Source organism: Blautia sp. MSK18_10 (assembly GCF_020553185.1).
In the GTDB taxonomy this organism is placed as follows: Bacteria; Bacillota; Clostridia; order Lachnospirales; family Lachnospiraceae; genus Blautia_A; species Blautia_A wexlerae.
The window spans coordinates 13,102-35,739 of sequence record NZ_JAJCGT010000016.1; the positions used below are offsets into that span (position 1 = coordinate 13,102).

The 22,638-nt window shown below is 44.4% G+C and carries 15 protein-coding genes and 1 tRNA gene; 2 read left to right on the forward strand and 14 right to left on the reverse strand.

Translation table 11 applies throughout. The features are described 5' to 3' along the window. Positions 1-3: 3 nt before the first annotated feature. From LI074_RS08385 to glgB, 7 genes are all read right to left on the reverse strand, one after another. Positions 4-819 (reverse strand): ABC transporter permease, encoded by an 816-nt coding sequence (locus tag LI074_RS08385; RefSeq protein ID WP_022381260.1) that lies wholly within the window; start codon positions 817-819, stop codon positions 4-6. Continuing rightward, a complete protein-coding gene (gene potA / locus LI074_RS08390) occupies positions 819-1,865 on the reverse strand; it encodes a spermidine/putrescine ABC transporter ATP-binding protein (RefSeq protein WP_020993963.1) in 1,047 nt (348 codons plus the stop codon). Before potA ends, LI074_RS08385 begins: the two co-directional genes overlap by 1 nt. Before the next feature lie 44 nt (positions 1,866-1,909). Further along, positions 1,910-2,683 carry an ABC transporter permease gene (locus LI074_RS08395; RefSeq protein WP_055053876.1) on the reverse strand — a complete coding sequence of 258 codons (774 nt, stop codon included), beginning with the start codon at positions 2,681-2,683 and terminating at the stop codon, positions 1,910-1,912. Further along, a complete protein-coding gene (locus LI074_RS08400; protein WP_173698090.1) occupies positions 2,680-3,543 on the reverse strand; it encodes an ABC transporter permease in 864 nt (287 codons plus the stop codon). Before LI074_RS08400 ends, LI074_RS08395 begins: the two co-directional genes overlap by 4 nt. Further along, positions 3,530-4,738 (reverse strand): ABC transporter ATP-binding protein, encoded by a 1,209-nt coding sequence (locus LI074_RS08405; RefSeq protein ID WP_173698091.1) that lies wholly within the window; start codon positions 4,736-4,738, stop codon positions 3,530-3,532. Before LI074_RS08405 ends, LI074_RS08400 begins: the two co-directional genes overlap by 14 nt. Positions 4,739-5,373: 635 nt before the next feature. Continuing rightward, positions 5,374-5,446: transfer RNA gene (locus LI074_RS08410), tRNA-Thr, on the reverse strand. 60 nt (positions 5,447-5,506) lie between these two features. Then, positions 5,507-7,807, reverse strand: a complete 2,301-nt coding sequence (gene glgB, locus LI074_RS08415; RefSeq protein ID WP_173698092.1) for a 1,4-alpha-glucan branching protein GlgB — start codon at positions 7,805-7,807, stop codon at positions 5,507-5,509. 253 nt (positions 7,808-8,060) lie between these two features. On the opposite strand from glgB, the gene LI074_RS08420 reads away from it, so the two are divergent. Then, positions 8,061-9,035 carry a carbohydrate kinase family protein gene (locus LI074_RS08420; protein ID WP_173698093.1) on the forward strand — a complete coding sequence of 325 codons (975 nt, stop codon included), beginning with the start codon at positions 8,061-8,063 and terminating at the stop codon, positions 9,033-9,035. A 196-nt stretch (positions 9,036-9,231) separates the two neighbouring features. Here the strand turns inward: LI074_RS08420 and LI074_RS08425 are convergent, their stop codons facing one another. The 7 genes from LI074_RS08425 to tgt form a co-directional block, all read right to left on the reverse strand. Further along, positions 9,232-10,395 (reverse strand): phosphoglycerate dehydrogenase, encoded by a 1,164-nt coding sequence (locus tag LI074_RS08425; protein ID WP_173698094.1) that lies wholly within the window; start codon positions 10,393-10,395, stop codon positions 9,232-9,234. Further along, complete coding sequence (gene serC, locus LI074_RS08430) at positions 10,395-11,477, reverse strand: 3-phosphoserine/phosphohydroxythreonine transaminase (protein WP_055058074.1); 1,083 nt, start codon at positions 11,475-11,477, stop codon at positions 10,395-10,397. Before serC ends, LI074_RS08425 begins: the two co-directional genes overlap by 1 nt. Beyond that, complete coding sequence (ilvB, locus tag LI074_RS08435; RefSeq protein WP_055058073.1) at positions 11,461-13,152, reverse strand: biosynthetic-type acetolactate synthase large subunit; 1,692 nt, start codon at positions 13,150-13,152, stop codon at positions 11,461-11,463. The genes serC and ilvB overlap by 17 nt, the downstream gene beginning before the upstream one ends. Positions 13,153-13,227: 75 nt before the next feature. Further along, positions 13,228-14,901, reverse strand: a complete 1,674-nt coding sequence (gene ilvD / locus LI074_RS08440; protein WP_173698095.1) for a dihydroxy-acid dehydratase — start codon at positions 14,899-14,901, stop codon at positions 13,228-13,230. Between the two features lie 107 nt (positions 14,902-15,008). Then, entirely contained in the window at positions 15,009-16,091 is a 1,083-nt protein-coding gene (gene leuB, locus LI074_RS08445) for a 3-isopropylmalate dehydrogenase (RefSeq protein WP_019161993.1), read from the reverse strand. A gap of 166 nt (positions 16,092-16,257) precedes the next feature. Continuing rightward, the gene (gene yajC / locus LI074_RS08450) at positions 16,258-16,557 is read right to left on the reverse strand and encodes a preprotein translocase subunit YajC (RefSeq protein ID WP_008703490.1); all 300 of its coding nucleotides are present in this window, start codon (positions 16,555-16,557) and stop codon (positions 16,258-16,260) included. Positions 16,558-16,805: 248 nt separating this feature from the next. Then, on the reverse strand, positions 16,806-17,957 hold the full coding sequence (gene tgt, locus LI074_RS08455; RefSeq protein ID WP_008703492.1) for a tRNA guanosine(34) transglycosylase Tgt: 1,152 nt from the start codon (positions 17,955-17,957) through the stop codon (positions 16,806-16,808). Between the two features lie 225 nt (positions 17,958-18,182). Between tgt and LI074_RS08460 the strand changes: the two genes are divergently transcribed. Then, positions 18,183-22,424: a 2-hydroxyacyl-CoA dehydratase gene (locus tag LI074_RS08460; protein WP_173698096.1), complete on the forward strand. Its 4,242-nt coding sequence runs from the start codon at positions 18,183-18,185 to the stop codon at positions 22,422-22,424. Positions 22,425-22,638 lie beyond the last annotated feature (214 nt).

The window sequence follows — 22,638 nt, forward strand, 5'->3', positions numbered from 1 at the left end:
CCCTTATTCATCTTTATCCATCTTCTTCATCAGGCTCATAAAGATCAGAATGAGCACAGCCAGAATCAGAGAAATCGCACTTCCGAAGTTCCAGTCGCCAACAGAGATAAACTGAGACTCGATCAGGTTACCGATCAGCATGTACTGTCCGCCTCCGAGAAGTTTCGGAATAACGAATGTGGAAATAGACAGCAGGAATACCATCATGATTCCATTGAGCACACCGGGGATGGACAATTTCCAGATAACCTTTGTAAAGGTCTGAAATTTATTTGCCCCCAGATCATAGGCAGCCTCGATAAAGGATTTATCCATTTTGCTCAGGGATGTATGGATCGGGATGATCATAAACGGCATAAAGTTACAGACCAGACCAACCACTACGGAAAAGTCTGTATACATCATTGTCACCGGGGAAATCCCCAGTAATCCAAGCAAATGGTTGATGATACCATTGTCCGACAGCAGGTTCATCCATGCATAAGTACGCAAAAGCATATTGATCCATTCCGGAATAGTTACCAACAGGATCAGAAGACTCTGGGATTTCTCCGGACATTTGGAAATAATATATGCCAGCGGATAGCCAAGTCCCAGACAGATGACCGTCGTCAGAATTCCAAGCTTAAAGGACTTGAAAATAACGCTCATATACGTAGCTTCCAGGAATTTGCGGAAATTCTCCAGGGTGAAGGAGAACGTCAGCACTTCGTTTCCATCTTCTGTAAATGCATATAATGCGATCAAAATCAGCGGGATGACAATGACCACAAATGCCCACACAAGATATGGTTTGATAAGATTTCTGTACTGTTTCATCAGTAGCTTCCCATCTTACACATAACATGGATGTCTTCAGGCCCGAATTTCAGTCCCACTTCCCTTCCGACTTCCGCATAATCTGTGGTATGAACCATATAAGTACGAAGTTCTGTCTCGATCAGGATTTCATAATGCACACCCTTGAAGGTAATATTGCGCACGATTCCCCTGATCTTTGCCTGACCGGGATCTACGATATCCAGATCCTCAGGTCTTAATACAACTTCAATCTCTTCATTATCTTCAAATCCCTTATCCACACATTCAAACTCAAATCCGTCAAAAGCAACCAGATAATCACGGATCATGGTTCCCTCGATAATATTAGATTCACCGATAAAGCCTGCAACAAAACGGTTTTCCGGCTCATTGTAGATATCTGTAGGAGAGCCGATCTGCTGAATCTCACCGTTATTCATAACAACAACCGTATCTGACATGGACAGGGCTTCTTCCTGGTCATGGGTAACATAAATGAAAGTGATGCCGACTTCCTGCTGGATCTTCTTTAATTCTACCTGCATCTGTTTGCGGATCTTTGCATCCAGTGCACCCAGGGGCTCATCTAAAAGCAGAACCTTCGGCTCATTTACCAAAGCTCTGGCAATGGCCACTCGCTGCTGCTGTCCACCGGAGAGCAGAGTTACATCTCTTTTCCCAAAGCCTTCCAGACCAACCATCTTCAGCATACGCTCCACCTTCTGGGCGATGACAGTTTTATCGACCTTCTTCAGGTTCAGCCCGAAACCGATGTTCTCCGCCACATTTAAATGAGGAAAAAGAGCATACTTCTGAAACACAGTATTAACCTCTCTCTTGTACGGGGGAAGCTTGGAAATCTCAATCCCGTTAAACAGTACTTCTCCGTCACTTGGTTCTTCAAAGCCTGCAATGATTCGAAGGGTGGTTGTCTTTCCACATCCGCTGGGTCCCAAAAGCGTCAGGAATTCCTTTTCGTAAATATCCAGATTGATGCCGCGCAAAACCTGCTGATCATCAAAATTCTTGGTCAGATTTTTTAACTCAATCAGTTTGTTCATCATCTTTTCCTTCCTCTGAATGTATTCTATTTTTGTTGCTATATCATTTATTTTTTCTTCTTTGTTATCAGTGAATAAACAATAAAAATAACCAGTGTAGCTGCCAGCAGAATGGTACACAACGCATTGATCTCCGGCGTCACTCCTGTTTTCAGCTGTGTGTACACCTTGATCGGCAGCGTAGACAGACGCGGTCCGTTTACAAAAATACTTATTACCACATCATCCATAGACATGGCAAACGCAAGCAGCGAACCTGAAATTACCGCCGGCATAATTAAGGGCAGCGTAATATCCCAGAAAGCCCGGAAAGGTCCTGCCCCCAGATCTCTGGCTGCCTCTTCCAGTGCCGGATCCATGCCTGCCAGTCTTGCCTTCACTTCCATCAGAATATAAGGCACACAGAATACCGTATGACCTATTAACAGTGTCAGCATGCCAAAGGGCAGGTTCAGCATATAAAAGAACGCCATCAGCACCATACCAAGGATGATCTCCGGTATCATTAACGGCAATATGGAAATGTATTCCAGCGCCCCTTTTGACTTCCAGTGAATCCTTGATAACCCAACTGCACCCAGAGTACCGATTACTGCACTAACCAGACAGCTTAATACCCCAAGGATCAGACTGTTCACCAACGCTTCCAGCATTGCCCTGTCATGGAAAAGTTCCTGATACCATTTCAGGGAAAAGCCTGTAAATTTCACCGGCAGTTTGGATTCATTAAATGAGAAAACGATCACTACTGCAATAGGGAGATACATCAGGAAGAAAATCAGCCCCATATAAAATCCGGCAAATCTTGAATTCTTTTTCATCCGATTCCCTCCAGTTCTCTGGCATTTGTCACTTTCCTGTAAATCATGATCAGTACAGTTGTAAGTACCATCATCACCACAGCAAGTGCTGCTGCAAATGGCCAGTTACTTCCTCTTGTCATCTGATCCTGGATCAGACTTCCCACAAGTACCACTTTATTTCCACCCAGGATATCTGCAATAAAGAACAGTCCCATGGATGGCACGAAAGTCAGGATCACACCCGAAAGCAGTCCGGGCAGTGTAAGCTTCAGTGTTATGGTAAAAAATGCCTGTATTCTGGATGCCCCAAGATCTCTGGCAGCCTCCACATAAGACCAGTCCAGCTTCTCTGCGCTGGAATATACAGACATGATCATAAACGAGAGAAGTACATAAATCATACCGATCACAATTGCCGGGTAGCTGTACAGGATAGACAGCGGTTTCTCAATGATCCCAAGTTTCATCAATACAAAGTTCAAAAGTCCTTTTTTCTGCAGAATAATAATCCAGCCATACAGACGGATCAGGGAATTTACCCAGAACGGCGTGGACAACAGAAGCTGTGCCTTTTTCTTTCTGTGCTCCGGCAGCCTCGCCATGAAATACCCGAACGGATAGCCGATCAAAGCGATCACTATCGTACTGGTAAATGCCAGTTTCAGTGATTCCACAAATGTGTTCAAGTATACAGGCTCCAGGATATTTCTGTAATTGTCCAGCGTAAATTTCCAGGTCACCCCAAATCCTCTGGAGGGCGTAGCAAAACTAAGCGCCACCATATAGATAAGGGGGCATACCACAAACACAATGGTAAAAATATACAGTGGAAGTGCCATCCATGCAGAACTGTCAGAACGGTTTCTACGCTTCTTCATGAATATCCTCCCTGTCTACCAGTACTGCATCTGCCGGCAGGAAACTGCATCTAACTGTCTGGCCTTCTGCTACGGATGCGTCGATTCCGTATCTGCTGGCGATCAACTGTGTACCATCACTCAGCTTCAGAGTTACACGAAGCTGACCTCCTGCGAAATTCTTCTCTGTAACAGTTGCCTGTAAACCTGATACACTATTCTTATTATGTGCATCCAAACCACCGCCTGACACACTTATATCAACAGTGTCTCTGTGATCTGTACCGGTATCACCGATTACAGCAGTTTCCTGTAACAATATATTTTCGCTTCTCACAGCCAGAGTTACTTTCTCTCCTGCTGCCAGGTATTGTTTTGCCCTTGTATCCCCTGTATCCTGCTGACTTGTTTCAAGCTTTACAATTACCCTGTCATTTCCAATCTTTACGATTGCATTCTCTCCTTGAATACTCTCTGCAACCCCATGCAGAATATTTGCATTTCCTACAAATGTTGCCACATAACTGGTCTTTGGATGATTATAGATCTCATCCGGTGTTCCGATCTGCTCAATACATCCGTCCCTCATCACCGCGATCCTGTCAGACATATTGATAGCTTCTTCCTGATCATGAGTGATATAGATAAATGTAATTCCCAGTTTCTTCTGCAGATGCTTCAGTTCTATCTGCATCGCACGGCGAAGCTGCAGATCCAGCGCTCCCAGCGGCTCATCCAGAAGCAGTACCTTGGGATTATTCACCAGTGCTCTCGCAATGGCAACTCTCTGTTTCTGACCGCCCGAGAGTTCGGAAGGCTTTCTTTTTTCATATCCTTCAAGCTGCACCAGTTCCAGCATCTGAGAAACTTTTTTCCTGATCTCACTCTTAGGAACTTTTTTCAGTTTCAGACCATAGCCAATATTCTCCGCAACATTCATATGCGGAAAGAGGGCATAATTCTGAAATACTGTATTCACATCCCTCTGGTTCGGCTCCAGACCTGTCACTTCCCTGCCGTCCAGCCAGACGCTTCCTGCATCGGGCTGTTCCAGACCGGCAATAATCCGAAGTGTTGTCGTCTTGCCGCATCCCGAAGATCCCAGCAAAGTAATAAACTCCCCTTTACTGATCTCAAGACTGATATTATCCAGAACTGCTTCGCCTTCTGTAAAACTTTTCTTTATCTCCTTCAGTTCAAGTGAAACCTCTGCCAACTATACTCAGCTCCTTTCATGTAAAAAAGATACCTCTTTATACTAAAAAAGATACGAAACCACGCGTAAAAGCTCTCGCCCCTACATCGGTTTATGCCAATGCTGACGCCTGTTACAGTGCCAGTCTCTGCATGGTTTCGCATCTGTATATGTCCATTTTTCCAATTATAGATATATCCGGTCCGTTTTTGTTCCATCCAGTCTGCGTGCACTCCTGACCATGATGTCCACATAAGAAAACCGGAAATCAACCATTCTTCTTGATAGATTCCCGGTCATTATTTATTTGGTATAATCCAAAAGTTATATTAAAGGATAGGCCCGAGATTGTCAAGTAAATTTGTTACTGTTCACTCCGTTCACAGTAACTTAGCCAAAATTCATTCCAGATTGCCTGCGGCAATGGAATTTTGGCTTGTATGTCTCGGGATTTTTGCATATTCATGCCAAAACACCTCGCGGGATAGTGGCGTGTGGACAGTAACGTAAATTTCTCTTTACAATCATTTCAATTCCTACCGGCAATTTTAAGGTACTCACCATACGCACCTCCATAAAAACATAAAAAATCCACTATACTCTGCTTTTCAGTATAGCGGATTTTCTATAAAATTACAATTGCCCAATATCTTTCAAGCTGAAAATGAGACTCGAACTCACGACCCCTTCATTACGAGTGAAGTGCTCTACCGACTGAGCTATTTCAGCTTATGCTGTAATCTGTCAGAAATTGATAATTCTGACAGCCACAGCATTTAGTTTATAATATTATTTCTTCTCTGTCAAGTCCTTTTTGACCGGTATTTTCTCCTCCGTTTTATTCACTATTTGGGGTGCTTCTTTTGTCACCTTTTTCGTCACCGGTTTCACTGCGGTTTTTACAGCCACTTTTGTTTTCCCGGCAGCCTTTCGTACAGTTCTTGTCTTGGTGATGGATTTCTTGATCTGGCTATGCTCAGCAGCAGGCTTTTTCTCTGTTTCTTCCGGAGTGCAGGTAAAGACTGCCACGCCAAGTGCCGGAAGCTTCAATGTGATGGAATACTCTCTCTCATCACACTCATCCTTCTTCGCTGCTTTAACTCTCGTATTTACTACACCATTACCACCGTACTTTTTATCATCGCTGTTAAAGATTTCTTTATATTTCCCGGCAAAAGGAACTCCCACATTGTAGTTTTCATATGGGATTGCCGCGAAATTGCAGACAGCCAGAACAGTTTCTTCCGGTTTCTCTGTCTTTCTCATGAATGCGATCACATTCTCCTCATACTTCATCAGCTGAACCCATTCAAATCCATCATATTCATCATCCAGCTGATAAAGTGCAGGATGAGCAAGATACATATTATTGAGGTCTTTGACAAATACCTCCAGTTCCTTTGGCATATCTTTATCCGGTGCCATCATCTTGCATCCCGGATGAAGCATCATATAAGCATAAGCCTCTCTGATCTGCGCATTCTTCTGTTCTTCACTTCCCGGCAGCTTATCCGCGAAATCCTTCAATGTACCAACATCCCTGCTGCCAAGCGTCAGAATATAATGTTCGCAGTATGCATAGAGCATGGACATAGTCAGCTGATCATGGTAATTCTTTCTCTCAATAGGATCCTTGCTCAGATATTCAAGCAGATCTTTTGTCCATCCGCCACTCCACTTATAGTCAAATCCCAGATGGTCATTCTCCACACTGTCTGTCAGCTCCGGCCAGAGTCCGTTCTCCTGAGCAACTAAAAGCAATCCGGGATTTCTCTCTTTTATCACAGAATTCAGATGCTTCAGAAATTCCAGAGCATCCAGATTTTCATTGGTTCCGTAAATATTAGGTGTCCATTCTCCCGGATTTCTGCCATAATCCAGATACAGCATGGCATCCACATCGTCCATACGCAGACCGTCAGCATGGTAGACCTCAGCCCAGAAGCAGGCATTGGAGATCAGGAAATCTTTCACCATCGGGCTTCCGTAATTATAGAGCAGTGTTCCCCAGAACGGATGAATGGCTTCTGCCGGATTCTGTCTCTCATAAAGAGGTGTTCCGTCAAATTTCTCCAGACCGGAGGCATAACGCGGGAACTGTGCAGGTGTCCAGTCCAGAATCACACCGACCCCCGCCTGATGCAGCTCATCTACCAGCTTCTGAAAATCCGCCACGCTTCCAAATCTGGAAGTAGGTGCATAATATGCATATGTAGAATAACCACCTGTAATATCATCCAGGTATTCCATCACAGGATGGAGTTCCACATGGGTAAAATCTTCCTCTGCCAGAAATTCCACCAGCTCCTCAGCGGATTTCCATTCCTCCAGAGATGTTTCGTATATAGAAACCGGCTGTTTCCTGTCATCAAATCTGTGACGCTCTTTCATCCAGTCTCCGTCATTCCACTGAAAAGCACTTACATCTGCTACCACAGATGCTCCCTCAGGATCATGGTCTGCACTGTTCCCATAAGGATCAGCCTTTAACAGAACTTCGCCGCCTTTGACTTTAATTTCATATTTATAATGTGTCCCTGCCTCTACCCCGGGTACAAACAGCTCAAAGATACCGGACATAGGCATACGATGCATAATAGTCGCACGTCCGATCCATCCATTAAAATCACCTGCAATATTTACACTTACTGCGTTCGGAGCCCAGACAGCAAAAAGAGTACCTTTCACTCCTTTAATCTCCATTGGATGCGCGCCCAGCTTCTTATATGCCTCATAATAAACACCTGCGCAGAAAGCCTTCTCCTCTTCCTCTGTGATCTGGCATGGAAAAGCATAGGGATCATAACATTCTTTCTCTGTCTCTCCCATTTTTATAAGAAATCTGTATTCCGGCACCTTGCGTACAGGAAGCAATACTGCAAAATATCCGGCCTCGTCCTCTTTCTCGCAGGCATAGGTTTTCTTTCCGCTAATCACACTTACTTCCTCTGCATCAGGAAAAAATCCCTGAATAAGAACTCCGTCCTGTGTGATCCTTGGTCCCATCACATCTCTGGGAGCAGTTTCCTCTCCATACACAATAGCTTCAATCCTCGGCCAGTCCATATAGCCGTATACTTTTTCGTCCATAGCTGCGTTACCTCCCCGATTGTCAGAAATACGATGATCGGTTACCCTTACCGGCAGCGTATTTATGGTACATTAAACGTCACCTGTAAACAATAACAAATCAAGTTATGTTTATTTTAGCATCTTTGCACAAAAAAATAAAGAAAATTGTTTGACAAATTCCCTTTCCTGCGCTAAATTTATGTTATTAACTATGGAAAGAATCTTGTTCCGGATACTATGCTTCTTTCCATCACAACAAGGAGGATACAAAATGGGAAACAAAGCCTTTGACGTAACCGCATTAGGCGAATTATTGATTGACTTTACTGAAAACGGAAGCAGCGCACAGGGGAATCCGATGCTGGAAGCCAATCCGGGCGGTGCTCCATGCAACGTGCTTGCAATGCTTGAGAAGCTTGGCAAAAAAACTGCATTTATCGGCAAAGTCGGAAACGACATGTTCGGAACCCAGCTTAAGAATGCTGTAGAGGAAGTAGGGATCGATACCCGCAACCTTGTGATCGACAACGAGGTACACACAACACTTGCCTTTGTACATACTTATCCTGACGGAGACAGAGATTTCTCCTTCTACCGTAACCCGGGTGCAGATATGATGCTCACCAAGGATGAAATCCAGGAAGACCTGATCAGAGATTCCAGAATCTTCCACTTCGGAACTCTTTCTTCCACTCACGAGGGAGTACGCGAGGCAACCCGCTATGCCATCGACGTTGCAAAAGAAGCCGGATGTATCGTCAGCTTCGACCCGAACCTTCGCCCGCCATTATGGAAATCTCTGGATGACGCAAAGGCAGAGATCGAATACGGTCTTGGCAAATGCGATATTCTGAAAATCTCAGATAACGAAGTTGAATTCCTGTTCGGAACTACAGACTATGACAAGGGTGCCGCACTTCTGAAAGAGAAATATAACATTCCGCTTATCCTTATCACACTTGGAAAAGACGGAAGCCGCGCTTACTACAAAGACATGAAAGTAGAGGCTGCTCCTTTCCTTCAGGAAAAGACTATCGAGACAACAGGTGCAGGCGATACCTTCTGCGCAAGTTCCTTAAACTATGTTCTGGAACATGATCTGGACAATCTGACAGAAGAGAACTTAAAAGAACTGCTCACATTCGCAAATGCGGCAGCTTCTCTGATCACCACACGCAAGGGTGCTCTTCGCGTTATGTCCACCAAAGAAGAGGTTCTTGACTTTATGAAATCAAGAGGATGCTGATTTAACATCATAATTTTTTTAAGGAAGCCCTCTGGCACCGCCAGACTGGGCTTCCTTTTTTTATCATAAAAATCAAAAAATATCTCCTGGCGATTGAAAATCTCAATCAGACAGGAGATATTTTAAATATATAAATCTCTATTACAAATCAACAGTCAGTCATTATAAAAATACTAAACCGTTAACTTGTATCTTACTATTTTACCACACGTACTCTGGAAACACCTTCAATTGCTTTCAGCTCATCCAGTGCTTCTCTGGATGCTGCGCTTTCCAGATCAATGAGAGTATAAGCGTATTCGCCTTTGCTCTTGTTTGTCATATCTGCGATGTTCAGGCCTTCTGCACCAAGGATCTTGGTGAACTGGCTGATCATGTTCGGGATGTTTTTGTGGCAGATGGCAATACGTCCTACTGCCACGCAGGTTCCCATATCACAGTTTGGGAAGTTTACAGAGTTTTTGATATTTCCGTTTTCAAGGAAATCTCTTACTTCTTTTACAGCCATTACCGCACAGTTTTCTTCAGATTCTTCTGTAGATGCTCCAAGGTGTGGAGTTACCAGGATTCCCTTATGTCCTGCTACTGTATGGTTTGCAAAGTCTGTCACATATTTCTTTACTTTTCCGCTGTCTAATGCTTCGATCAGAGCATCCTCATCAACCAGAAGATCCCGGGCAAAGTTCAGAAGTACTACGCCGTCTTTCATCTTGTCTAACGCTTCTTTGTTGATCATCTGTTTTGTGCTGTCAAGAAGAGGCACATGGATGGTGATGTAATCACACTGGGAATAAATCTCATCCAGGCTCTTGATGTGCTTGATGGTGCGGGAAAGATTCCATGCAGCATCAATAGAGATGTATGGGTCATATCCGTATACTTCCATTCCAAGTGCAGAAGCAGCGTTTGCCACCATTGCTCCGATGGCACCAAGACCGATGATACCCAGCTTCTTGCCCATGATCTCGCATCCTGCAAACTGTTTCTTCTGTTTCTCAGCAAGTTTATCGATGTCTTCCTGGTCTTTCTCTTTGGCAACCCATTCGATACCACCTACGATATCACGGGAAGCAAGGAGCATACCTGCAAGTACAAGCTCCTTAACACCGTTTGCATTGGCGCCCGGTGTATTGAATACTACCACACCTTTTTCTGCACAGTCCTTTACAGGAATATTGTTGACACCTGCACCTGCACGTGCGATTACCTTTACGCTCTCAGGAAGCTCCATGTCATGCATTTTTGCACTTCTTACAAGGACTGCATCACACTCCTGCAGATCTTCGCTTTTCTTATATTCTTCATCAAATAATCCCAGACCTTTTTCTGCAATGGGATTCAGGCAATGATACTGAAACATTATGCATTCTCCTCCTCAAACTTCTTCATGAAAGCAACCAGTGCTTCCACACCTTCTTTTGGCATAGCATTGTAGATGCTTGCACGCATACCGCCCACTGTACGGTGTCCCTTTAAGTTTACAAGTCCTGCCTCTTTTGCTTCTTTTACAAATTTGGCATCCATGTCCTTGTCACCTGTTACGAATGGTACATTCATGAGAGAACGGTCTTCCGGTACAACAGTTCCTTTGAAAAGCTTGCTCTGATCAAGGAAATCATAGAGGATTTTCGCTTTCTCAATGTTACGTCTCTGCATTTCTTCCAGGCCGCCCATTTTCTTCAGCCATTTGAAGACCTTACCGCATACATAGATGCAGTAGCAGTTTGGAGTATTGTAAAGAGAACCTGCATCTGCCTGTGTTTTGAATTTCAGCATAGTAGGTGTTCCTTCCAGAACATCATCTGTGATCAGATCTTCGCGGATGATGGAGATTACCATACCTGCTGGTCCGATATTCTTCTGTACACCGCCATAGATGATGCCATATTTGGATACATCAACAGGCTCAGATAAGAAGCAGGAGGAAACATCTGCTACCAGAGTTTTTCCTTTTGTGTTAGGAAGCTTCTTGAATTTTGTTCCGTAGATTGTGTTGTTTTCACAAATGTATACATAGTCTGCATCCGGGCTGATCGGAAGGTCGCTGCAGTCAGGAATATAGGAGAAAGTCTTATCCTCGGAAGAAGCGATCTTGTTTGCTTTTCCATATTTCTGTGCTTCCTGGTATGCTTTCTTTGCCCACTGTCCTGTTACAATGTAATCAGCTACCTTGTTCTTCATAAGGTTCATAGGGATTGCTGCGAACTGCTGGGAAGCTCCGCCCTGAAGGAATAATACCTTATAGTTATCCGGAATCTTCATCAGATCACGAAGATCCTGCTCTGCCTCGTCGATGATCTTCTGGAAATCAGCACTTCTGTGGCTCATTTCCATTACAGACATACCGGAGCCCTGATAGTCCATCATCTCCTCTGCTACTTCTTTCAGTACCTCTTCCGGCAGTACAGCCGGTCCTGCGGAAAAATTATACACTCTGCTCATTGTTTTTCATATCCTCCTCATCAAAAATATCATCAATGCTTGCGCCTGCCGGTACCATCGGGAATACACTGAGTTCCTGATCGATCATACAGTCAAGTACGATAGGTCCCGGACATGCCAGAGCCTCTTTTAATGCAGGCTCTACCTCTTCCATCTTTGTGATACGGATTGCTTTTGCTCCCATGGCTTCTGCCAGCTTCACAAAATCTACTGCATCATTTAAAATTGTATGGGAATATCTGTGGTCATAGAACAAGGTCTGCCACTGACGCACCATTCCCAGTACATGATTGTTCAATACGATTTCAATTAAAGGTCTGCCACAGCGGACTGCTGTTGCGATCTCGTTCATATTCATACGGAAGCATCCGTCACCTGCGATGTTTACCACAGTCTTGTCCGGTCTTCCCATCTTGGCACCAATTGCTGCTCCAAGTCCATATCCCATAGTTCCCAGGCCACCGGAAGAAAGGAATGTTCTTGGCTCTTTGTATTTGAAATACTGAGCTGCCCACATCTGGTTCTGTCCAACCTCTGTTGTGATGATGGCATCTCCTTTTGTCAGTTCGTACAGCTTTTCAATAATGTATGGGCCTGTAAGCTGAGAATGATCATATCTTAACGGATATTTTTCCTTCAGTTCACTGATATGTGCAGTCCATTCCGAATGTCTCATTTCCGGAACCTCTGCCAGAATACGTTTGAGAACTTCTTTCTCATCTCCTACCACACTTGCATCTACTACGATGTTTTTGTTAATCTCTGCAGCATCTACGTCAATCTGGAGAATCTTCGCATTCTTTGCAAAGGTCTTTGTGTTTCCTGTGACACGATCACTGAATCTGGCTCCCAGCACGATCAGGAGATCGCAGCCTGAGACACCGAGATTGGAAGTTTTTGTCCCATGCATTCCAAGCATTCCTGTGTACAGAGGATCTTCTCCGGAAAATCCTCCCTTACCCATAAGACTGTCACATACAGGAGCGTCGATTCTGTGAGCAAGTTCTGTCACTTCTCTGGATGCCTCTGAGATAATCGTACCGCCGCCTGTAAAAATAAATGGTCTCTTCGCTTCTTTGATCATCTGTACTGCAGTTGCAATGTCTTCGTCTTTAATGGTGTCTGTTTTCGGTGTGATCTCAGCAGGAGCGCAGGCAGTATATTCATATTTCGCACCTGTCACATCCTTGGTCACATCTACAAGCACAGGACCGGGACGTCCGCTCTTTGCAATATAGAATGCTCTGCGTACAGTGTCTGCCAGAGTAGTAATGTCTTTTACGATAAAGCTGTGCTTTGTAATAGGCATTACAATTCCTGTAATATCAACCTCCTGGAAAGAATCCTTTCCGAGCAGCGGTGTTCCTACATTACATGTGATTGCCACCATTGGTACGGAATCCATGTATGCGGTAGCGATTCCTGTTACCAGATTGGTAGCTCCGGGGCCGGAAGTTGCAAGACACACGCCGACTTTACCGGTAGCTCTTGCGTATCCGTCTGCTGCATGGGATGCTCCCTGCTCATGGGAGGTCAGTACATGTGTGATCTGGTCTTTATATTCATAGAGGGCGTCATATACATTCAGGATGGCACCGCCCGGATATCCGAATACAGTGTCAACGCCCTGTTCTTTTAAACATTCAACGATGATTTCAGCACCTGTAAGCTGCATCTTTACATATCCTCCTAACTTTTCAGGCAGGAATCACAGGTTATGCTGCAATTCCCGCCGGGTACTTGTTCATCTTTATTTTGCTTTTGGTACCTCAAGGATCGCTCCTCTGTTTCCGGAGGTTACCATGGCAGCATATCTTGCAAGATATCCTGTTGTTACCTTTGGCTCACGAGGCTGCCATTTTGCTTTTCTTGCCTGCATTTCTTCATCGGAAACCTTGATCTCCAGTTTCAGTTCCGGAATGTTAATACTGATGATATCCCCTTCTTCAACAAGTGCGATCGGTCCGCCGACTGCTGCTTCCGGTGATACGTGTCCGATGGATGCTCCTCTGGATGCACCGCTGAAACGTCCGTCTGTGATCAGTGCTACAGAAGATCCCAGTCCCATACCTGCGATCGCAGATGTAGGGTTCAGCATTTCTCTCATACCAGGGCCGCCTTTCGGTCCTTCGTAACGGATAACTACTACGTCACCCTCTACGATCTTGCCGCCTTTGATAGCTGCGATTGCGTCTTCCTCGCAGTCAAAGACTCTTGCAGGTCCTTCATGGACCATCATCTCTTCTACAACTGCAGAACGTTTTACAACACCACCTTCCGGTGCAAGGTTACCCTTGAGAACTGCAAGTCCGCCTGTCTGGCTGTATGGATTGTCAATCGGTCTGATAACTTCAGGATTTAAGTTTACACAATCTTTGATGTTCTCGCCTACTGTCTTGCCTGTAACTGTCATGCACTCAGTATGAAGAAGTCCCTTCTTATTCAGTTCGTTCATAACTGCGTATACACCGCCTGCTTCGTTCAGGTCTTCTATGTATGTAGGGCCTGCAGGTGCAAGGTGACAGAGGTTTGGAGTCTTTGCACTGATTTCATTTGCAAAGCTGATATCAAAGTCCATTCCGATCTCATGAGCGATAGCCGGAAGGTGAAGCATACTGTTTGTGGAGCATCCAAGTGCCATGTCTACTGTCAGGGCATTGAGGATTGCTTCCTTTGTCATGATATCTCTTGGACGGATGTTCTTTCTGTACATTTCCATAACCTGCATACCTGCATGTTTTGCAAGACGGATACGCTCGGAATATACAGCAGGGATGGTTCCGTTTCCTTTCAGACCCATACCAAGAACCTCTGTCAGACAGTTCATGGAGTTTGCTGTGTACATACCGGAACAGGATCCGCATGTAGGACATGTTTTCATTTCACATTCTGTCAGTCCGTCTTCATCAAGCTTGCCTGCTGCGTAAGCACCTACTGCCTCGAACATACTGGAAAGGCTTGTCTTGTGTCCGTTCAGATGTCCGGCAAGCATTGGGCCGCCGCTTACAAATACAGTAGGAACATTCAGTCTGGCTGCTGCCATCAGAAGTCCGGGTACGTTCTTGTCACAGTTTGGAATCATTACCAGTGCATCAAACTGATGTGCCATTGCCATGGCTTCTGTGGAATCTGCGATCAGGTCTCTGGTGACCAGAGAATATTTCATTCCAACGTGTCCCATAGCAATACCGTCACATACTGCGATTGCCGGGAACATAACAGGTGTACCGCCTGCCATTGCCACACCAAGCTTAACTGCCTGTGTGATCTTGTCAAGGTTCATATGACCCGGTACGATTTCATTGTAAGAACTTACGATACCTACCAGAGGTCTGTCCATTTCTTCTTTTGTCATTCCAAGAGCATTAAACAGGGAACGGTGAGGTGCCTGCTGTGTGCCTGTTTTTACTGCATCACTTCTCATTGTTTTATTTCCTCTTTTCTTACTGTTTTATTTATTTTTAATGATTCAACCGAAATTCCTGACTCCGTAATCTGCCTGCGCCGGCTGAATCCTCTTAATATCAATTCTTACAGAGCTGCTGCGATCAGATTGCCCATTTCCTTTGTTCCTACAAGCTTGCATCCCTCTGACATGATATCACCTGTGCGGTATCCCTCTGTCAGAACCTTCTGCACTGCTGCTTCCACTGCATCTGCTTCCTTGTCCATATCAAGGGAGAAGCGGAGCATCATTGCTGCTGAAAGAATGGTTGCGATAGGGTTTGCCTTATCCTGTCCTGCAATATCAGGTGCAGAACCATGGCTTGGCTCATAGAGACCGAATTTTGTTTCATTTAAGCTTGCAGATGAAAGCATTCCGATGGAGCCTGTTACCATACTTGCCTCGTCTGAAAGGATATCTCCGAACATATTCTCTGTCAGGATAACATCGAACTGTTTTGGATCACGTACAAGCTGCATTGCGCAGTTGTCAACCAGCATATGCTCTAAGGTAACATCCGGATAGTCTTTGGCAACTTCCTCTACCACTTTTCTCCAGAGTCTGGAAGAATCCAGAACATTTGCCTTATCTACGCTTGTTACTTTATTTCTTCTCTTACGTGCGATCTCAAATGCTTTGATGGCAATACGGCGGATTTCGTTTTCATTATAGGAAAGTGTATCAATCGCTTTCTTCACACCATTCTCTTCAATAGTCTGACGTTCTCCGAAATACAGACCGCCTGTAAGCTCACGTACAATGATCATGTCAAATCCGTCTCCGATGATCTCATCGCGGAGAGGGCAGGCTTTTCTCAGCTCATTGTAAAGGTAAGCCGGTCTTAAGTTTGCAAAAAGATTTAATGCCTTACGGATTGCAAGAAGTCCTGCTTCCGGGCGTTTGGACGGCTCAAGTTTATACCATGGAGAAGTTTTTGCATCTCCGCCAATAGAGCCCATCAGTACGGCGTCTGATGATTTGGCAGTGGCAATTGCCTCATCAGTAAGGGGTACGCCGTGTACATCGATGGATGCGCCGCCTAACAGAACTTCTGAATAGGAAAAGCTGTGTCCATATTTCTCGCATACCTTGTCCAGTACTTTCTTTGCTTCTCTTACGATTTCCGGTCCGATTCCGTCGCCGGGGATCAATGCAATCTTATAATCCATAATAATTTCCTCCAAAAATACTCTAATTGCGTAATTGTTATTATAATAACGCACTTTCCGACAGATTTCAACCTATTAAAGTGAAAAAATACAAAAGTGCCAATCAAAAAAGCAGAACCACAGTCATCACTGACTATGTGTTCTGCTTTTTATCATTTCTCTTTCATTATTCGGCAGCGCTTCCGGCTTTCTCAACTTCAGCGATTGCCTGTTTTCTCATTGGAATACGGCAGTTTTTGTTGTTACCGAATTCTACGATCACGTCTTCTTCTGTCATGTCAATGACAACGCCATAAAAGCCGCCGGTAGTAACAATGCTGTCGCCAACTTCCATGTCATTTAACATTGCCTGAAGTCTCTTCTGCTCTTTTTTCTGAGGGCGAAGCATTAAGAAGTACATAATTCCGAACAGTACTACCATCCAGACAATAGCGCCAACCATACCCATTCCGCTTGATGCGTTCATTTTGATTCCTCCTGTAACTTTTCCTGTTATTCTGCATATTTGCAGTCCATCATGTATTCACAGACCGTCCTGACGGCTGCTCATACTGAAGAGCTGCTTTGCGATCCACTTATAATCTCCGTTACCTTCTGTATGAAATCTTGTTTTCATGCAGAACAATCTGATTAAAGCGTCACTACACATCATACACAAAAAACCGCTTTACTTCAAGAGTTTTTGGCATATTTAATAATTATTTTATATACAGATTATCTTTTTGAGTTTATTTTGCCCTCTTCAAAGCCTTCCAGCCGCATTTTCTTATATTCTGCGAAGTTTCCTGCATCAAGAGCATCTCGGATCTCTTCCATCATATGATTATAGAAATACAGATTGTGAAGTACACAGAGACGCATTCCCAACATTTCCTTTGCTTTCAGAAGATGACGGATATAGGCTCTGCTGTAATGCTGGCATGCAGGACACTGACAGCCTTCTTCGATAGGACGTGTGTCCAGTTCATATTTTGCATTGAACAGATTCATCTTTCCATGATTGGTATATACATGTCCATGGCGGCCGTTACGGCTTGGATATACGCAGTCAAAGAAATCAATTCCTCTCTCAACACCTTCCAGAATATTTGCCGGTGTTCCCACACCCATCAGGTAAGTAGGTTTATTCTGAGGAAGATAGGGGACTACCGCATCCAGGATCCTGTACATCTCTTCATGGGTTTCTCCAACTGCCAGACCGCCGACCGCATAGCCATCCAGATCCATTTCAGAGATCGCTTTGGCATGCTCAATACGGATATCTTCATAAACAGCACCCTGGTTGATTCCAAACAGAAGCTGTTCTTTGTTAATGGTATCCGGCAGACTGTTCAGTCTCGCCATTTCCGCTTTACAGCGGGCAAGCCATCTTGTGGTCCTGTCTACAGATTTCTGCACATAATCCCTGTCAGCCACACTGCTGGGACATTCATCAAATGCCATGGCAATGGTGGAGGCAAGATTGGACTGGATCTGCATACTCTCTTCCGGTCCCATAAAGATCTTATGCCCGTCAATATGGGAATTAAAATAAACCCCCTCTTCTTTGATCTTTCTCAGTTTTGCAAGGGAAAATACCTGGAATCCGCCTGAGTCTGTAAGAATCGGTTTGTCCCATACCATAAATTTATGAAGGCCACCTAACTGCTTTACTATTTTATCACCCGGGCGCACATGAAGATGATAAGTATTTGATAATTCTACCTGTGTTCCGATCTGCTGTAAATCCATGGTGGATACAGCGCCTTTAATCGCACCGATCGTTCCCACATTCATAAAAACAGGAGTCTGGATCGTACCATGCACTGTATGAAATTCTGCACGCTTGGCACGGCCTTCTGTTTTAAGAAGTTTATATTCTGCCATTTTTTCTCTCCTCTTGATAAAAATCACTTTTTCTATTATATCCCGAAATAGCTGAATTTTCAACTGCAAATAAGGTAATCATTGGTAAACTTTCATATTGTCTTTTCCAGACCATTAGCGTATAATATTACGGAATATTCATATCTGGAAATAGATATTTTAATAGGAAAGAATTACTTCAATATTTTTTCTTTTATACAGAAAGAGGAGGCTTGAATTTACTTTATGAATTACAAAACACTTGGAATTGACATTGGTTCCACTACTGTAAAAATCGCGATTCTGGACGAGAATGAAAATCTTATTTTCGCAGATTACAAGCGCCATTTCGCCAACATTCAGGAAACCCTTGCAGACCTTCTTCAGGAGGCCTTTGACCAGTATGGCGAGATGACTCTCCATCCTGTGATCACAGGTTCCGGCGGTCTGACCCTTGCCAACCATCTGGGCGTTCCTTTTACCCAGGAGGTTATTGCAGTTTCTACTTCTCTGCAGAAGCTGGCACCAAAGACAGATGTTGCCATCGAGCTTGGTGGTGAGGATGCCAAGATCATTTATTTCGAAAACGGAAACGTAGAACAGCGTATGAACGGTATCTGTGCAGGCGGTACCGGTTCTTTCATCGACCAGATGGCTTCTCTTCTCCAGACAGATGCCACAGGTCTGAATGAATATGCCAAAGATTACAAAGCGCTCTACCCGATTGCTGCCCGCTGCGGTGTTTTCGCCAAAACGGATATCCAGCCGCTGATCAATGACGGTGCAACCAAACCGGATCTGTCAGCTTCTATTTTCCAGGCAGTTGTAAACCAGACCATCTCCGGTCTTGCCTGCGGAAAACCCATTCGTGGACATGTTGCATTCCTGGGTGGTCCGCTTCACTTCCTGTCCGAACTGAGAGAATCCTTTATCCGTACTTTGAAGCTGGATGAGGAACACACCATCATTCCGGAGAACTCCCATCTTTTTGCAGCCATCGGTTCTGCATTAAATGCAAAAGAAGACAACTCCATTTCCCTGACAGAAATGAAAGACAGACTCCGCAATTCCATTAAGCTGGATTTCGAAGTAGAACGTATGGAACCACTTTTCGCGTCTCAGGAAGAATACGATGCATTTGCAAAACGTCAGAGTTCCTACAAAGTAAAAACAGGAGATCTGGCTACATATAAAGGAAACTGCTATCTGGGTATTGATGCAGGTTCCACCACAACCAAAACTGCACTGGTAGGCGAAGATGGAACACTTCTCTATTCTTTTTACAGCAGCAACAACGGAAACCCGTTAAAAACTACCATTCGTTCTATTAAAGAGATTTACGAACTGCTTCCCGAGGATGCAAAGATTGCTTATTCCTGTTCTACAGGTTATGGCGAGGCTCTGATTAAGGCTGCTCTGATCCTGGATGAGGGCGAGGTTGAAACCGTATCCCATTACTATGCAGCAGCGTTTTTTGACCCGGAGGTAGACTGTATCCTGGATATCGGCGGACAGGATATGAAATGTATCAAGATCCGCAACAAGACCGTTGACAGCGTACAGTTAAATGAAGCATGCTCCTCCGGATGCGGTTCCTTTATTGAAACCTTTGCCAAATCCCTGAATTATACAGTACAGGATTTCGCAAAAGCTGCTGTTTTTGCACAGCATCCTATAGATCTTGGTACCAGATGTACTGTTTTCATGAATTCCAAGGTAAAGCAGGCACAGAAAGAAGGAGCTGAGGTATCCGATATTTCCGCAGGCCTTGCTTACTCTGTTATCAAAAATGCACTCTATAAGGTTATTAAGGTTTCTGATGCTTCCGAACTTGGCAGACACATCGTTGTACAGGGTGGTACCTTCTACAATGATGCGGTTCTTCGAAGCTTCGAAAAGATTGCAGGCTGCGAAGCCATCCGTCCGGATATCGCCGGAATCATGGGTGCCTTCGGTGCCGCACTGATTGCCCGTGAACGCCATCAGGAAGGCGCAGAAACGACTATGCTCTCCATTGATAAGATTAACGAGCTGAAATATACAACTTCTATGGCAAACTGTCGTGGATGTACCAATAACTGCCGTCTGACTATCAACAAATTCTCCGGAGGCCGCCAGTATGTAAGCGGTAACCGCTGTGAACGCGGTATCGGTAAGGAAAAGAACAAAGATCATATTCCGAATCTTTATGAATACAAATATAAACGTATTTTCTCCTACACACCGCTTACTGCTGATAAGGCAACGCGAGGTAAAGTAGGTATCCCCCGTGTTCTGAATATGTTTGAGAATTATCCTTTCTGGTATACTTTCTTTACAGAACTGAAGTATGAGGTTGTGCTCTCTCCTACTTCCACCAGAAAGATTTATGAGCTGGGTATTGAATCCATTCCAAGTGAATCCGAATGCTACCCTGCCAAGCTCGCACATGGCCATGTAACCTGGCTGATCCGCAATGGTGTGAAATTTATTTTCTACCCTTGTATTCCATATGAACGTAACGAGTTCCCGGATGCAGTCAATCACTATAACTGCCCGATCGTTACCTCTTATGCCGAAAATATCAAAAATAACGTAGACGAATTAAATGATCCGTCCATTACCTTCCGCAATCCGTTCCTTGCATTTACTTCTGAGGAAATTCTGGCAAATCGTCTGGTAGAGGAATTTAAGGATATCCCGGCAGAAGAAGTCAAAGCTGCTGTGCATAAGGGCTGGGAGGAAATGGCTGCTGCACGCCGCGATGTGCAGAAAAAAGGGGAAGAAACCCTGAAATATCTGGAAGATACAGGACGCCATGGTATTGTCCTTGCAGGACGCCCATACCATATTGACCCGGAAATCCATCATGGTATCCCGGATCTGATCAACAGCTATGGTATTGCCGTACTTACCGAGGATTCCATCTCTCATCTGGCACCTGTGGAACGCCCGATCCGCGTCAATGACCAGTGGATGTACCACTCCAGACTGTATGCTGCTGCAAACTATGTAAAGACACGCGATGACCTGGATCTAATCCAGCTCAACTCTTTCGGATGTGGTCTGGATGCAGTTACTACAGACGAGGTTTATGAAATCCTTGACGGAAGTGACAAAATCTATACCTGCTTAAAGATTGACGAGGTAAATAACCTTGGTGCTGCAAGAATCCGTATCCGTTCCCTGATCGCAGCAATCCGCGCGAAGAAAGCACAGGGACAGAAACGCACTGTCAAACCTGCTTCCATTGATAAAGTATCCTTTACAAAGGAAATGAGAAAGGACTATACCATCCTCTGCCCGCAGATGTCACCGTTCCATTTCAGCCTCCTGCAGGCAGCATTCAATTCCTGCGGATACAACCTGGAGGTGCTTCCGAATGACAATAAGCATGCTGTGGATGTTGGTCTGAAGTATGTAAACAATGACGCCTGCTATCCGTCTCTGATCGTTGTGGGACAGATCATGGATGCTCTGCTTTCCGGTAAATATGACCTGAACAAAACGGCCGTTGTCATGTCACAGACAGGTGGCGGATGTCGTGCTTCCAACTATATCGCATTTATACGACGCGCATTAAAGAAAGCCGGTATGGAACAGATTCCGGTTATCTCTGTTAACTTAAGCGGTCTGGAAAGCAATCCCGGATTCAAACTTACGCTTCCATTAGTGAAGAAAGTTGCTTACGGTGCCGTATTCGGAGATATCCTGATGAAATGCGTATATCGTATGCGTCCTTATGAACTGGAAGAGGGAATCGTAAACAGGAAACATAAAATCTGGGAACAGCGTGTGATCTCTTTCTTAAGCGGAAGCAGTATCAGCCACAGCCAGTTTAAAAAAATGTGCCGCGAAATGGTTCATGAATTTGATACCATTCCGATCAGTGATGTGAAGAAGCCTCGTGTCGGCATCGTAGGTGAGATCCTTGTCAAGTTCCTGCCTGCTGCAAATAATCATCTGGCAGAGCTTCTGGAATCTGAAGGCGCTGAGGCAGTTGTACCGGATCTGATTGATTTCATGTGCTACTGCTTCTATAATCAGAACTTTAAGGTAGAAAATCTTGGATTCAAGAAGTCCAAGGCAACCATGGCAAACTGGGGAATCAAAGCAATCGAATGGGTGAGAAAGCCTGCAAGCGAAGCTCTTGCACAGAGCCGCCATTTTGCACCGCCTGCTGATATCAGAGATCTGGCAAAAATGGCATCTCCGATCGTTTCCACCGGAAACCAGACAGGTGAGGGATGGTTCCTGACAGGTGAGATGATGGAACTGATCCATGGAGATGTTCCGAATATTGTTTGTATCCAGCCTTTCGGATGTCTGCCGAACCACATTGTAGGTAAGGGTGTTATCAAAGAGATCCGCAGAGAATATCCGACAGCCAATATTGTAGCCATCGACTATGACCCGGGTGCAAGTGAAGTTAACCAGCTCAACCGAATCAAACTGATGCTCTCCACAGCCCAGAAGAATCTGAAAAAAGTAGAAGAAAAAAATGCATAAATAATACCGTAATGGATATATTGCAATGTATTTTACCTTGCAATATATCCGCCTTAGAGCGTGTCTAAAAAAAGCTTTCTGCAATCTATATATCCTGCTTTGCGAAAAGCATTTTTCAAACGCGCTCAAAAAAAGAGTTATATTTCAGAAATTTTAAATGTGTTTCTATTTCAGAAATACATTTAAACCATGAAATATAACTCTTTTATTTTTT

Bases quoted from the DNA above. Each gene is read 5' to 3' on its own strand.
- LI074_RS08385 (WP_022381260.1), bottom strand. From the start codon at position 819: ATGAAACAGTACAGAAATCTTATCAAACCATATCTTGTGTGGGCATTT.
- potA (WP_020993963.1), bottom strand. From the start codon at position 1,865: ATGATGAACAAACTGATTGAGTTAAAAAATCTGACCAAGAATTTTGAT.
- LI074_RS08395 (WP_055053876.1), bottom strand. From the start codon at position 2,683: ATGAAAAAGAATTCAAGATTTGCCGGATTTTATATGGGGCTGATTTTC.
- LI074_RS08400 (WP_173698090.1), bottom strand. From the start codon at position 3,543: ATGAAGAAGCGTAGAAACCGTTCTGACAGTTCTGCATGGATGGCACTT.
- glgB (WP_173698092.1), bottom strand. From the start codon at position 7,807: ATGGACGAAAAAGTATACGGCTATATGGACTGGCCGAGGATTGAAGCT.
- LI074_RS08420 (WP_173698093.1), top strand. From the start codon at position 8,061: ATGGGAAACAAAGCCTTTGACGTAACCGCATTAGGCGAATTATTGATT.
- LI074_RS08425 (WP_173698094.1), bottom strand. From the start codon at position 10,395: ATGTTTCAGTATCATTGCCTGAATCCCATTGCAGAAAAAGGTCTGGGA.
- serC (WP_055058074.1), bottom strand. From the start codon at position 11,477: ATGAGCAGAGTGTATAATTTTTCCGCAGGACCGGCTGTACTGCCGGAA.
- ilvB (WP_055058073.1), bottom strand. From the start codon at position 13,152: ATGCAGCTTACAGGTGCTGAAATCATCGTTGAATGTTTAAAAGAACAG.
- ilvD (WP_173698095.1), bottom strand. From the start codon at position 14,901: ATGAGAAGTGATGCAGTAAAAACAGGCACACAGCAGGCACCTCACCGT.
- leuB (WP_019161993.1), bottom strand. From the start codon at position 16,091: ATGGATTATAAGATTGCATTGATCCCCGGCGACGGAATCGGACCGGAA.
- yajC (WP_008703490.1), bottom strand. From the start codon at position 16,557: ATGAACGCATCAAGCGGAATGGGTATGGTTGGCGCTATTGTCTGGATG.
- tgt (WP_008703492.1), bottom strand. From the start codon at position 17,957: ATGGCAGAATATAAACTTCTTAAAACAGAAGGCCGTGCCAAGCGTGCA.
- LI074_RS08460 (WP_173698096.1), top strand. From the start codon at position 18,183: ATGAATTACAAAACACTTGGAATTGACATTGGTTCCACTACTGTAAAA.